The organism is Clostridium sp. ATCC 25772 (assembly GCF_001573875.1).
GTDB lineage: Bacteria > Bacillota > Clostridia > Clostridiales > Clostridiaceae > Clostridium_J > Clostridium_J senegalense.
The window spans coordinates 297,895-310,623 of record NZ_LFRG01000010.1; the positions used below are offsets into that span (position 1 = coordinate 297,895).

Below are 12,729 nucleotides of genomic sequence, written 5' to 3' on the forward strand. Positions count from 1 at the left end.
AAACTTAGTTTTCCATGTCTTTTAAAGCCTTTATAATTTCTTTTATATCCTCTTCAAAAACAGTTCTTACATCTATTATAAACTCATTATCAAAAACTCTACCTATAATAGGAATCTCATTTAGTCTTAGATTTTTTTCTATTTCTGCTGCTGATATACCCTCATTTCTAACCTTTATAACATATGTAGGTATTTTTTCTGTTGGCATAGATCCTCCACCAACCATAGAATAATCTTCTTCTATATCAAATTTAAAATCTTTAACTACATTTCTAAGTTTTTTTCTAAATCTTATAGCTTTTTTCTTCATTTCATCTTTAGATGCTAATATCATATTTAAAGTTGGAATGTTTTTTATAGCATTCCTTTCATCTAAATAATGTCTTAATGTTCCTTCTAATCCTGCTAAAGTCATCTTATCTATTCTAAGTGCACGAGTTAATTGATTTTTTTTCATTGCTTGTATATATTTTTTCTTTCCAACTATTATTCCAGCTTGAGGTCCTCCTAGCATTTTATCTCCACTAAAAGTAACTATATCTACCCCTTTTTTTATACTATCTTGGACAGTAGGTTCATGAGTAAATCCATACTTAGTGAAATCAACCAAAACTCCACTACCAATATCTTCTACTACAGGTATTTCTTTTGTTTGTCCTAATTCTACCAATTCATCAAGTTCTACTTCTTCAGTAAATCCATAAATTTTAAAATTAGATGTATGAACCTTTAATAATATACCTGTATTTTCATTTATATTATCTTCATAATCATATAAATGAGTTCTATTAGTTGTACCTACCTCTATTAATTTAGCTCCACTAAATTTCATAACTTCTGGAATTCTAAAAGATCCACCAATTTCAACAAGTTGACCTCTTGATACTATAACCTCCTTATTTTTAGATAAAGTATCTAAAACTAGCATTATGGCTGCTGCATTATTATTAACTACTATAGCAGCCTCTGCACCGGTTATTTTTGTTATTAATTCTTCTATATGACTATATCTAGAACCTCTTTTTCCTTCTTTTATATCATATTCTAAATTATTGTATCTACTTGCCACTTCCATAGCATTTTTAACTGCATCGCTACTTAATAAAGAACGCCCTAAGTTTGTATGTATAACTGTTCCAGTAGCATTTATAACTTTTCTTAAATTATGCTGTTTTTTTCTAGTTAAAATTCCTAGTGCATAGTTTAAAACATCTTCACTTTCAAAATCATTAATTTTATTTTCTAATATATTTCTTCTAAACTTATCTATAGCTTCTCTTAAAGAATCTACTACTAATACTCTATATGTAATATCTATTTCTTTTTGAATTAATGGCTCCTTTAATAACTCATCAATTTTTGGAAGTTTTCTTAATAATTCCTTGTTCATAAGCCTTCTCCTAAACCCTAATAAATTATTTTAATTTTTAAAAAATCAATTGATTTAAATATATAATTATTCTACAATTATATTCTTATCATTAAATTTTACAACTTCTCCTATTATGGCAGTTTTCAACTCTAATCTTTTTAATTCCTCAAAAAGTATAATGCCTTCTTCTTTAGGTATTGATATCAATAAACCACCTGAAGTCTGTGGATCAAATAATATATCGCAAATAAAATCATCAACATTATTTAATTCATATTTCCCATTTAAATAATTTCTGTTATTATAAGTTCCTGCTGGAACTAAACCCATCTTTGCATATTCTTCTACAGAATTTATTATAGGTAATTTATCTTTAAATATTTTAAATGTTACCTCTGATGCACTTGCCATCTCATAACTATGTCCCATTAAGCTAAAACCTGTAACATCTGTACATGCCGTTATATTATATTTGGTTATAATTTCCCCTGCATATTTATTTAAAGTGCTCATAACTTTTACACCTTCATTATAAGCATCCTTAGATGCCATTTCTGCCTTTATAGCAGTTGTAAGTATTCCAGTTCCTAATGGCTTGGTTAAAATTAAAATATCTCCAACCTTAGATCCATAATTTTTTAATATTTTCTCTGGATGAACTAATCCCATTACGGAAAGCCCATATTTAGGCTCATCATCAGCAACACTGTGTCCACCTATAATAACTGCCCCTGCTTCTATAACTTTATCTGCTCCACCTTTTAATATTTCTCCTAAAACATCTATATTAAGACAATTAGGGAAACATACTATATTCATAGCTACAGTTGGTTTTCCTCCCATAGCGTATACATCACTTAATGAATTTGCTGCCGCTATTTGACCAAAAATGTATGGGTCATCTACTACCGGCGTAAAGAAATCTAAAGTTTGTATTGTTGCTATATCATCATTTATTTTATAAACAGCTGCATCATCTGAAGTCTCTATTCCAACTATCAAGTTTTCATTTTCCATTTTAGGTAATTTACCTAATATTTTTGAAAGGGTCTCCGGCCCTATTTTTGCTGCTCAACCTGACGTTTTTGAAAGCTCTGTCAGTCTCTTATCCATGTTAAGCCTGCTACTCAAAATATGGACAAAAATACCCATATTGAGATTTTTCCTGTTTCAATGTACTCCATTTTGCCGAAGCTACTTTGGTTTATATAGCACTCCACAGGCCTAAATTCCCATCTAGCCAACGGTACATATATAAGTATCTATTTAACGTTAGATAATCTTATATTCTTTTGCATCTCTGAGATTATATGAAGCATTTGCATCTCTATCAAAACTATAACCACACTTGCAATTATATACTCTATCTGAAAGCTTTAAGTCCTTTTTTATGCTTCCACATTTATTACAAAGTTTAGATGATGGATACCATTTACTCACTTGTCTTATTTCAATATTATTTTGATGTGATTTTGAAATAAGTTTATTTCTTAAGTCATACAATTTTTGCTTTTGTATAGCTTTAGATAAATGCTTATTCTTAATCATATTAGAAATAGCTAAATCTTCTATAGTTATAAAAACTGGTTTGATTTTCACTAGTTCTGAAACTATTTTATTATTATAATCATTTCTAATATTATATAATCTTTGATGGATTTTCTGTACCTTAACTACTTGCTTTTGGATATTTTGTCTAGTAGCTCCCTCCTTATTATTTTTATTTCTTATTTTAAAACTTTCATATTTCCTTGAAAGTTTTCTTTAAAATTCAATATCTGTTCACCCTAATAATTTTATAATATTAACTATCTAATGTCCACCTTATCTCTTAATTTCTCTAAAGTCTTACCTCCTATACCATCTATATTAGAAAGTTCATCTATACTTTTAAATCCACCATTACTTTCTCGATAATCTAATATTGCCTTTGCTTTACTATCTCCTATTCCTGATAATGTTTTTAGTTGTTCTATAGATGCTTTATTTATATTTATTTTATTATTTTCTTTTCCTGTATTTTTTACACCTTTTTCTGTCTCAACTAAATCCTTAACTTCATCATTTTCTTCTAACTCTTCTCCTATTTTAGGAATGACTATACAATCTTCATCATTTAGTTTTTTAGAAAAATGTATTAAATTTTCATTGGCCTCTTTAGTTAATCCTCCTGCCTCATTTATTATATCTCTTATCCTACTGCCTTCTAACAGCACATATTCTCTAGGATTTTTTACCGGACCTTTTATATCAACAACAATATATTTTTTTTCAGTTGCATTTTCAGTTGTATCTTCATTTTCTATCTCATTAAAAACATCTTTTTCAGTTGTTTTATCTTTATTATGAGTTGTTTCTTCCGAAAAAATTTCATCGCATTCAATTGATCTATTACTCTTTGAAATAAAATAACCGCCTAAAACAAAAATTATTGACATCATTACCATACAAATTGAACCTATTATTTTCTCTTTTTCTTTCATAAAATTATCAACTCCTTATATAATTGAAATAATTTACATTTCAAGGCTAAATCTTTAATTATATCCATATTATTGCCAAATATAATTTATTAATTTTCTTTTTCTGTATTTTTCTGATATAATTTAAATACATATAATGCAGTAAATAAAATATCTTTAACTTTATAAGGGAAAAGTTAATTTTTATTATATATTTTAATAAAAATATTTCATTTACAGTTTTATTAAAATGATTTTAAAACATTTGTAATCCTATAAAAGCATAGTAAGACTAAACTTGATTATAAAATAAGTTAATTGGTTAAAATCATTAATATTAAATTTAAATTACTAGGAGATGATTATGAATACATTAAAGAAACTTTTAATTTGTACATTTACGCTTATGACGCTTAATACCAATCTGGCCGTGGCAGCAACAACAGCTCCAAGTGCTAGTGCAGAAGGGGCTGTTGTCATAAATGCTTCAACTGGTGAAATTATTTATGGCAAAAATGAAAATATTCAATATGCTCCAGCATCCCCTACTAAACTTATGACTGCTTTGCTAACACTAGAAAATTGTGATTTAAACGAACAAGTAAAGATTAGTACCTTACCACCTACTATAGAAGGCTCTAAAATATATCTTGATACTGATGAAATTCTTACAGTTAGAGAACTTTTATACTCTTTAATAATGGTATCTGCAAATGATTCTGCTACTGCTTTAGCTGAGCATATTGGTGGCAATGTCGATAATTTTGCTAAAATGATGAATGAACGTGCCAAAAAGTTAGGTTGTAAAAATACTAATTTTAAGAATCCTCATGGATTATACGAAAAAGAGCATAAAACTACAGCTTATGATTTAGCTTTAATGGAAAAGGAGTTATTAAAAAACTCTACATATTTAGAAATATCTCAAACTAAAAATACACTTTTAGAACCAACAAACAAATTCAAAGAACAAAGACCTCTTTGGAATGACAATCGACTTATACAACCTACTTCTGAATATTATTATCAGCCTTGTTTAGCTGCCAAAACAGGATTTACAGATGAAGCTTTACATTCTTTTGTGGCTTCAGCTAAAAAAGGAAATGAAACTTTTATAGTTTCTCTTTTAAGAGATCAAAATAAAACATATTTCAAAGATAGTAAGGAACTTTTTGAATGGGCTTTTAATAACTTTGAAACTGTGAAATTATATGAAAAAAATAGTAAAGTCACTGATTATAAATGTACTACAACTGGTATAGAAATACCTTTAGTTGCCGGTGAAAGTTTTTACTATACTAAAGATAAAACAGTAACAGATGAACCTAAAATTACTTACGATATAACAGCCTTAGATAATAGTGCTATTTTAGCTGGTCAAAAGGTAGGAGTTGCTCATTTTAAATATAATAATATAGAAAAAGATATTCCCCTTATAAGCAGCAAAGACTATTATCCAATAAAAACTGTCAATACTTACGAATATATAAACAATACAATAACTGATACCACAAATAACTTTACTTTAATTTTAACAGGTATTTGTGTGTTATTTTTAGGGATTATAATTATTTTTATTCTTTTAACGATAAAAAAAAGAAGTGAAAAAAATATGTTTTTCTTAAAAAATAAAAGACATTAGATGTTTCTAATGTCTTTTATTTGGTATCTTCCTTTAAGATATGTATAAGTCTTTTCATGTCTTCTGGCATTTCCTTTTGAACTTCAATAACTTCACCAGTTCGCGGATGAGGAAGTATCAATTTATATGCATGTAATGCCTGCCTTTTTATATATTGTCCTTCTTCTTCACCATATAAGGAATCACCATATATAGGACAATTTAAATAACTAAGATGTACTCTTATCTGATGTGTTCTTCCAGTCTCTAAATTTAATTCTACTAAACTACCCTTTTTAAATCTTTCTAATACCTTAAAATGTGTTACACTTCGTTGTCCACTATCAATTACAGATCTTTTTATACTATCTTCTTTTGCTATACCTATATTAGCATCTATAGTGCCACTATCTTCTAATATATTATTATGGCATATAGCAAGATATTTTTTAGTTATAAGATTATTTTCCATACTTTTAGCTAAACTCATATGGGCAAATTGATTTTTAGCAATCATTATTAGACCTGAAGTATTCATATCTAATCTACTAACTAATCTTACTATACATTTTTCATCATTCTCTCTAAAATAATTTAAAACTCCATTTGAAAGAGTTCCTTTAGGATAACTTTTAGTTGGATGAACCACCATATTCACTGGTTTATTTACTATTATTAAATCCATATCCTCATATACAACATCAATATCCATTTTTTCTGGTATTATGTTTTGACTCTCATTTTTTTTCTCTACTTGAATTATTAATATATCTCCTTCTGTCAACTTATAGTTTAATCTCACAACATTACCATTTATTTTTATTCTATCACTTAATCCAACTTTCTTTATGAATCTACCTGAAAGCTCTAAAACATCTTTCATGTAGTCTCTAACCTTCATACCTTCACCTTTTGATTCAACTTTATATATTAAATTACTATCCAAGATTTCACCACCTATTATTATTTTATATAAAATATTGTATATAATTTCCGATTGCCTAGAGATATGACATTCATTCAACCCTTTAGTCCTAAAAATTCAAAAAAATATTAGAGTTTTTCGAAATAACGGTTTAAAATTATGTTATCATTTTTTTACAATAAGCTCCTTACATAATTTTAAATACCAACTTTAAACCCTATAATATTTACAAACATATTTAAATTCCTCTTAATATTTTATATTATATCAAAAAACTTTTTTCTACACAAAAAAACTCCAGAATATAATCTGGAGTTCTAATTTATTATTCAGCTATTGCTACTACTTCTATTTCAACTAAAGCATCTTTTGGTAATGCTCCAACTTGGAAACAAGATCTTGCTGGTGGATTTGATGTAAAGAATGTTCCATATACTTCATTCATAGCAGCAAAATCATTTATATCTTTTAATAAAACTAATGTTTTAACTACTTTATCCATTGAAGTTCCAGCTTCTTCTAATATAGCTTTAACGTTGTTTAAAGATTGTTCTGTAGCTTTTCTTATATCGTCATTTACTAATTCTCCAGTTGCAGAGTTTATTGCTAATTGTCCTGAAGTGTAAACCATATTTCCTGCTTTAACAGCTTGAGAGTATGGTCCTAAAGCTGCAGGCGCTTTTTCTGTGTGTATTATTTTCTTTTCCATTTTAAATTCCTCCTTAAAATTGTGTGTATATTTATAAATTCAATTTCTAATGAATCTATTATCTAATTAAATTACTGTGTCTTATCTTCTCCTAAAATTACTTCTATCTCACAATCAGGATTTACTTCTTTCATTATTTTAATATTACTTATTCCAAAATCTTTTTCTATACTAGCTTTATCTTCCTCTTTAAGACCATATAATCTAATTTCAGATACGCTAACTGGTTTTAAAGATTGATCATAATTTCCATATATACAATTTTCATATCCTTTTGCAAGTATTCCATTTGCAAAAGTTTCTGCTAACCCACCTTGATTAGTCCCATTTAAAATACTAACTCTAAGTTTTGATTTACTAATAGTAGTTGGGTCTTCATTGTTTAATATGGATATAATATCACTATTCATTTCTTCTTTATATATATAATACGATGTTTCATCAATCCATGCATCTTCTCCCATTAAAGTATGGAATGCTATATTATTTTTAGGTGTTGAAATCACATTTAATCCATAATCCATAATTTCCATAGCATTTAAATTAGTCTCTAAATATTTAGGAAAAACACCTAATATTTTTGGAGCTTTAGTTATTATTGATGGACTTTGAACTTTAGATAACAAGGCATTATAAAATTTTTGTTGCTGTTTTATTCTTCCTATATCACCTTCTACAAGTCCTGTACCATCATTGTTTTTTCTCCATCTAAAGAACTCTTCTGCTTTCTTTCCATCTAAATGCTGAGGCTCTGTACTAGCAGTAAAATTTATATGCAAGTCTTGAACTGGGTCATCATAGTACATGTTTTGATCTATAACTATATCAACACCACCGACAGCATCTATTATTTCTCTAAACGCTATTGTATCCAATTTTACATAGTAATCTATATTTACATTTAACAAATCTTCCACTGTATCAACTAAATATTGAACTCCACCAATAGCATGTGCTGCATTTATTTTACGAGTTCCTTCTTCCAACTCTACTAAAGTATCTCTTGGAATTGAAATTACATCATACTTTTTATCAACTTTATTATAATGAACCAACATTATAGTATCTGTTCTTTTAGGATCATTTTTGTCATTTTCATCACCTGAACCTAAATCTACACCCATAACTAAAAAATTTGCTGATTCTACATCTTTAGTTTGATTTCTGTCTTTGTCATTACCAGTAATATCTATAGAGTTATTACTAAACGTAGATAAATACATATATCCGCCGCCAACTACCATAAATATTAAAAAAGAAAATATTATCAATATTTTTTTTAGTGATGATGACTTTTTATTTCTTTTTTTCTTTGTTTTTTTATTATTTTCTCCCATATTAATACCTCAATTATTTTATTAGTAGGTAATTTCTAGCCTCTATCGTTTTCGGATAAAGTAATTGATTTTTAGATATTATATACTTTATAGTTTGATTATACATCATAAGTAAAGCTTTATCTAAATCTTTTATTGCTACTTCTCTAATATCGTCTACTCCTTCAAATTTTCTTGAAGGTTCTATACCATCTGATACATATATTATTTTCTCTAAAATACTCATATTAGGTCTTCCAGTTGTATGATATTTAATTGAATTGATAATATCTACATCATTTATATTAAATTTTTCACCTGCTATATATGCTCCTACAAATCCATGCAATAACATAGGCGAATGTTTTATAATTTCATCTACTTCTATTAAGTTATTTTCTTTAGTTATTTTAATTAATTCATCGTCACTCATATTTTTAGCACAATCATGTAAAAGTGCAGCTATTCGTGTTTTATATTTATCACAACCATAAATTTCACATAAACTCTCAGCAGTTTCTAAAACACCTAATGTATGAGTATACCTTTTAGGCCTTAAAGCTCCTCTAATGTACTGATATATTTCAGTCTCATTAACCATTTCTCCACATCCTCTTGAATATAACTTTAGTTCAAGTATTTTATGAAAAGCTTCATTTGGAATAAGGTACTTAATATTTTCACCTTTTAAAATTTTCTTTTTTATATTAGTTGATGAAATATCTACTAATGGAACGTTTAAAAACATTATTTTCGCTTTATATTTTTTTTCTATATATTTTTTTTGTTGTTTAACATCTTGAATATCATAACCAGGTCTATTAAAAACTATGAGATTACATAGTTTTAATAGTCCCTTTACATTTTTCCATTTTTCTATTTCAAGTAAACTGTCTGCACCAACAATAAAATACCAATCTGTATTAGATTCTATTTTTTTAAAATGCTCTAAGGTTTTATATGTGTAACTAGCTTCATCTCTTACTATTTCATAATCATCTATTTCAAAATACTTTTCACCATTTATAGCAGCATTAACAATGTCATACCTTATTCTTCCATCAGTCACATTCCTTTTATCTTTATGTGGTGGATTTCCACTTGGTACAAAAATTATTTTATCCAACTTTAACTTATATAACGCTTCATACGCAATATTCATATGACCATTATGTATTGGGTCAAAAGTTCCTCCAAATATAGCTTTTTTCATAGTAAAACCTTCTCTTTTAAATCTATTATATATAATATCACATAAAATAATATTTACCAAATTTAAAATTTCATTTACCCTTTTAGTTATTTAAATTTAACTAAAAGATACTTTTATTTGCTTTATATTACTTTGGTAATTCTATTTTAGGTTTTTTCTTTGACTTTCTATATAATACAAGCTTACTACCTATAGCTTGAATTCCTTCACAGTTTAATTTTTCGCATATATAATCAGATGCTTCTCTTGAAGTAATTCCACTATTGTTAAGAGTTTTTATTTTTATTAACTCTCGTGCTTCTAAAGCAGTATCTACTTGTGCTAAGAAATTTTCTTCTATTCCACCTTTACCCACTTGAAATATAGGGTTCATATCATTTGCTAATTTTCTTAAGTATCCTCTTTGTTTAGTTGTTATCATATTTTCCTCCTATAGTAAAAACTCAAATTCAAAATCATTAAGCCTTATAATATCTCCGTCTTGTACTCCCATTTCTTTCAAATCATCAAATACTCCCTTATTTCTTAATACTTTATGGAAATATCTTAATGAATCTGGCTCATTAACATTTACACTGTTAAGTAGTCTATCAACAAAAGATCCTTCTACTACAAATATACCTTCTTCTTCTTCTTTTATAGTGTACGTAAATCTTTTTTCTTCTGGTATATATTTTTCATCATCACTTATTTGAAGATCTTCTACTGGTATGTGTGTTAACATTTCAGCTGCTTCTTTCATCAGTTCATCTACACCTTTATTAGTAGCTGCAGAGATTTTAAACACTTTGTCATATCCCATTTTATTCAATTCTTTTTTAAAGTTTTCAAAAACTTCTTCATCAAATAACATATCAGATTTATTTGCAGCAATTATTTGTGGTCTATCCCATAATTTAATACTATATTTTTTTAATTCTTCATTTATTCTTTTAAAATCATCAATAGGATCTCTACCTTCTAATCCTGAAATGTCTACTACATGTATAAGAAGTCTTGTTCTTTCTATATGTCTTAAGAAATCAAGCCCTAACCCTATACCTTCAGATGCTCCTTCTATTATTCCTGGTATATCAGCAATAACAAAGTTTTGTATTCCTTTTAAACTTACAACACCTAAATTGGGCTTTAATGTTGTAAAATGATAGTTTGCTATTTTAGGTCTTGCCTTTGATACAACAGAAAGCAATGTTGATTTACCTACATTAGGGAATCCTAAAAGTCCAACATCGGCAAGTAATTTTAATTCTAATTTAACAAATCTTTCTTCTCCTGGCATACCTGGCTCTGCAAAATTTGGAGCCTGTCTTGTTGGTGTACAGAATTTACAGTTTCCTTTTCCACCTTTTCCACCTTTACAAACTACATATGTATCGTCAGCATGTGATAAATCACACATTATTTTATTTGTCTGAGCGTCTCTTATAACTGTTCCCATTGGAACATTTATTACAAGGTCTTCACCATCTCTTCCATAACATTTGGAGCCTTCACCTTTTCCTCCATCATTTGCTATAAATTTTCTATTATATGAAAAATCTAATAGCGTTGTCATATTACGGTCAGCTTTTAATACTATACTTCCGCCGTTTCCACCGTCTCCACCGTCTGGTCCTCCAAGTGGAACATATTTTTCTCTTCTAAATGAAATACATCCATTACCACCAGTTCCTGATTTAACAAATATCTTGGCTGTATCTATAAACATATATCTTCACCTTACTTTCTAAAATTATATTTAGTCATACTTAATTAAATCACAAATGAAGTTTAACGTGTCTTTTTAAATAATACACATTACAGCTTTCTTCTGTTATTTGCTTTTATATGACTTAAGAATTAGGAATTAGGAATCATTTCATATTAATTCTTTCTCTTACCTTCATATTATAAAGTTTTGCCCATATATAATTAATAATACGCATTTATATTCTTATACACAATAACTTTTTATAAGTTTAGAGCTTAAAATTTAGAATTATAAAAGTTAATACTGATAAATTCCTAGTTTCTAATGTTTTAAATCTTATTTATCCTTTTTAACTTTTTAAAATCATAGTAACTAAATTTAAATTATATTTTTCTAATTCTTAATTCCTAATTCTTAATTAAAAAAGCACCCCTATAAAGGGTGCCTTTAAACTATTCAGCTATTGCAACTTCTACATCAACTGGATAAATACTAGCTTTTTTCTTGTCTTTACCCATTCTCTCGTATCTTACAACACCATCTATTTTAGCGAAAAGAGTATCATCTCCACCTATTCCAACGTTGTTTCCTGGATGGATTTTTGTTCCTCTTTGTCTAACTAAGATGTTTCCAGCAAGTACAAATTGTCCATCTGCACGCTTAACACCAAGTCTCTTAGATTCACTATCTCTTCCGTTTTTTGAGCTACCTACTCCCTTTTTGTGAGCACATAACTGAAGGTTTATTAGTAACATATCACTGCACCTCCTCTACTAATACTTTAAGGTATTTTCCATAACTTATTTCTAAATTTTGCAACCCTAGTAACATCGTTTCAAGCAGAACCTGTGCACTCTCTATTTCACTATGTAATAAGTTTGATATATCTAACTGTATATCACCTTCATCTGCAACATAAGTTGCATTTAGCTTTAACACTTCTACCAACCCTAAGATTGTTACCTGCGCTAAATTTGATACACATCCACAAACTACATCATCATAAACAGTTACTTTTTCTTGTCGATCATAATATTCAGCATGACCATTTACACGAAACGATACTAACTCACTAGATTTCTTTGTAAAATTTATATTAATCACAATTAAGCCTCTATTTTCTCAATTACGATTTTAGTGAAAGGTTGTCTGTGTCCTTGTTTCTTTCTGTAGTCTTTTTTAGGCTTATATTTGAATACTATAACCTTTTTAGCTTTTCCTTGTGCTACAACTTTAGCAACAACTTTAGCTCCATCAACTACAGGCTTACCAATTACTAAACCTTCCTCTTTTCCAACTGCTAACACTTGATCGAATTCTACAGTTGAATCAACTTCAGCTTCAAGTTTTTCAACGAATAAAACGTCTCCCTCTTGAACTCTATATTGTTTTCCTCCAGTAAGTAATACTGCGTACATGTA

At 28.1% G+C, this 12,729-nt stretch carries 13 protein-coding genes and 2 pseudogenes; 1 reads left to right on the top strand and 14 read right to left on the bottom strand.

What is annotated here, in order from left to right:
• Window positions 1–4: 4 nt before the first annotated feature.
• The 4 genes and pseudogenes from selA to AZI32_RS06070 form a co-directional block, all read right to left on the bottom strand.
• Window positions 5–1,390 carry an L-seryl-tRNA(Sec) selenium transferase gene (selA, locus tag AZI32_RS06055; RefSeq protein WP_061994994.1) on the bottom strand — a complete coding sequence of 462 codons (1,386 nt, stop codon included), beginning with the start codon at window positions 1,388–1,390 and terminating at the stop codon, window positions 5–7.
• Between the two features lie 66 nt (window positions 1,391–1,456).
• Window positions 1,457–2,485 (bottom strand): selenide, water dikinase SelD, encoded by a 1,029-nt coding sequence (gene selD, locus AZI32_RS06060; RefSeq protein WP_082761154.1) that lies wholly within the window; start codon window positions 2,483–2,485, stop codon window positions 1,457–1,459.
• Between the two features lie 159 nt (window positions 2,486–2,644).
• Window positions 2,645–3,136 (bottom strand): annotated as a pseudogene (locus AZI32_RS06065) (transposase); the annotation flags it as partial.
• A gap of 44 nt (window positions 3,137–3,180) precedes the next feature.
• Window positions 3,181–3,855 (bottom strand): helix-hairpin-helix domain-containing protein, encoded by a 675-nt coding sequence (locus AZI32_RS06070; protein ID WP_061994996.1) that lies wholly within the window; start codon window positions 3,853–3,855, stop codon window positions 3,181–3,183.
• 343 nt (window positions 3,856–4,198) lie between these two features.
• On the opposite strand from AZI32_RS06070, the gene AZI32_RS06075 reads away from it, so the two are divergent.
• The gene (locus AZI32_RS06075; RefSeq protein ID WP_061994997.1) at window positions 4,199–5,476 is read left to right on the top strand and encodes a D-alanyl-D-alanine carboxypeptidase family protein; all 1,278 of its coding nucleotides are present in this window, start codon (window positions 4,199–4,201) and stop codon (window positions 5,474–5,476) included.
• A gap of 16 nt (window positions 5,477–5,492) precedes the next feature.
• Here AZI32_RS06075 and AZI32_RS06080 read toward each other — a convergent pair whose 3' ends face one another.
• From AZI32_RS06080 to rplU, 10 genes and pseudogenes are all read right to left on the bottom strand, one after another.
• Window positions 5,493–6,401 carry an RluA family pseudouridine synthase gene (locus AZI32_RS06080; protein WP_082761155.1) on the bottom strand — a complete coding sequence of 303 codons (909 nt, stop codon included), beginning with the start codon at window positions 6,399–6,401 and terminating at the stop codon, window positions 5,493–5,495.
• A 304-nt stretch (window positions 6,402–6,705) separates the two neighbouring features.
• On the bottom strand, window positions 6,706–7,089 hold the full coding sequence (locus AZI32_RS06085; protein ID WP_010292649.1) for a RidA family protein: 384 nt from the start codon (window positions 7,087–7,089) through the stop codon (window positions 6,706–6,708).
• Between the two features lie 71 nt (window positions 7,090–7,160).
• On the bottom strand, window positions 7,161–8,426 hold the full coding sequence (locus AZI32_RS06090; RefSeq protein ID WP_242865264.1) for an LCP family protein: 1,266 nt from the start codon (window positions 8,424–8,426) through the stop codon (window positions 7,161–7,163).
• A 13-nt stretch (window positions 8,427–8,439) separates the two neighbouring features.
• Entirely contained in the window at window positions 8,440–9,006 is a 567-nt protein-coding gene (gene yqeK, locus AZI32_RS17905; protein ID WP_082761160.1) for a bis(5'-nucleosyl)-tetraphosphatase (symmetrical) YqeK, read from the bottom strand.
• 18 nt (window positions 9,007–9,024) lie between these two features.
• Window positions 9,025–9,618 (bottom strand): annotated as a pseudogene (gene nadD, locus AZI32_RS06095) (nicotinate-nucleotide adenylyltransferase); the annotation flags it as partial.
• Between the two features lie 127 nt (window positions 9,619–9,745).
• Window positions 9,746–10,039, bottom strand: coding sequence for a ribosome assembly RNA-binding protein YhbY (gene yhbY, locus AZI32_RS06100; protein WP_010292656.1), 294 nt, complete (start codon window positions 10,037–10,039; stop codon window positions 9,746–9,748).
• A gap of 9 nt (window positions 10,040–10,048) precedes the next feature.
• The gene (obgE, locus tag AZI32_RS06105) at window positions 10,049–11,326 is read right to left on the bottom strand and encodes a GTPase ObgE (protein ID WP_061994998.1); all 1,278 of its coding nucleotides are present in this window, start codon (window positions 11,324–11,326) and stop codon (window positions 10,049–10,051) included.
• 434 nt (window positions 11,327–11,760) lie between these two features.
• The gene (gene rpmA / locus AZI32_RS06110) at window positions 11,761–12,063 is read right to left on the bottom strand and encodes a 50S ribosomal protein L27 (protein ID WP_010292658.1); all 303 of its coding nucleotides are present in this window, start codon (window positions 12,061–12,063) and stop codon (window positions 11,761–11,763) included.
• A gap of 1 nt (window position 12,064) precedes the next feature.
• Entirely contained in the window at window positions 12,065–12,412 is a 348-nt protein-coding gene (locus AZI32_RS06115) for a ribosomal-processing cysteine protease Prp (RefSeq protein ID WP_010292659.1), read from the bottom strand.
• 2 nt (window positions 12,413–12,414) lie between these two features.
• Window positions 12,415–12,726, bottom strand: coding sequence for a 50S ribosomal protein L21 (gene rplU, locus AZI32_RS06120; RefSeq protein WP_010292661.1), 312 nt, complete (start codon window positions 12,724–12,726; stop codon window positions 12,415–12,417).
• Window positions 12,727–12,729 lie beyond the last annotated feature (3 nt).

Bases quoted from the DNA above. Each gene is read 5' to 3' on its own strand.
- AZI32_RS06085 (WP_010292649.1), bottom strand. From the start codon at position 7,089: ATGGAAAAGAAAATAATACACACAGAAAAAGCGCCTGCAGCTTTAGGA.
- rplU (WP_010292661.1), bottom strand. From the start codon at position 12,726: ATGTACGCAGTATTACTTACTGGAGGAAAACAATATAGAGTTCAAGAG.
- yhbY (WP_010292656.1), bottom strand. From the start codon at position 10,039: ATGATAACAACTAAACAAAGAGGATACTTAAGAAAATTAGCAAATGAT.
- yqeK (WP_082761160.1), bottom strand. From the start codon at position 9,006: ATGGTTAATGAGACTGAAATATATCAGTACATTAGAGGAGCTTTAAGG.
- AZI32_RS06075 (WP_061994997.1), top strand. From the start codon at position 4,199: ATGAATACATTAAAGAAACTTTTAATTTGTACATTTACGCTTATGACG.
- AZI32_RS06070 (WP_061994996.1), bottom strand. From the start codon at position 3,855: ATGAAAGAAAAAGAGAAAATAATAGGTTCAATTTGTATGGTAATGATG.
- AZI32_RS06090 (WP_242865264.1), bottom strand. From the start codon at position 8,426: ATGGGAGAAAATAATAAAAAAACAAAGAAAAAAAGAAATAAAAAGTCA.
- selA (WP_061994994.1), bottom strand. From the start codon at position 1,390: ATGAACAAGGAATTATTAAGAAAACTTCCAAAAATTGATGAGTTATTA.
- obgE (WP_061994998.1), bottom strand. From the start codon at position 11,326: ATGTTTATAGATACAGCCAAGATATTTGTTAAATCAGGAACTGGTGGT.
- rpmA (WP_010292658.1), bottom strand. From the start codon at position 12,063: ATGTTACTAATAAACCTTCAGTTATGTGCTCACAAAAAGGGAGTAGGT.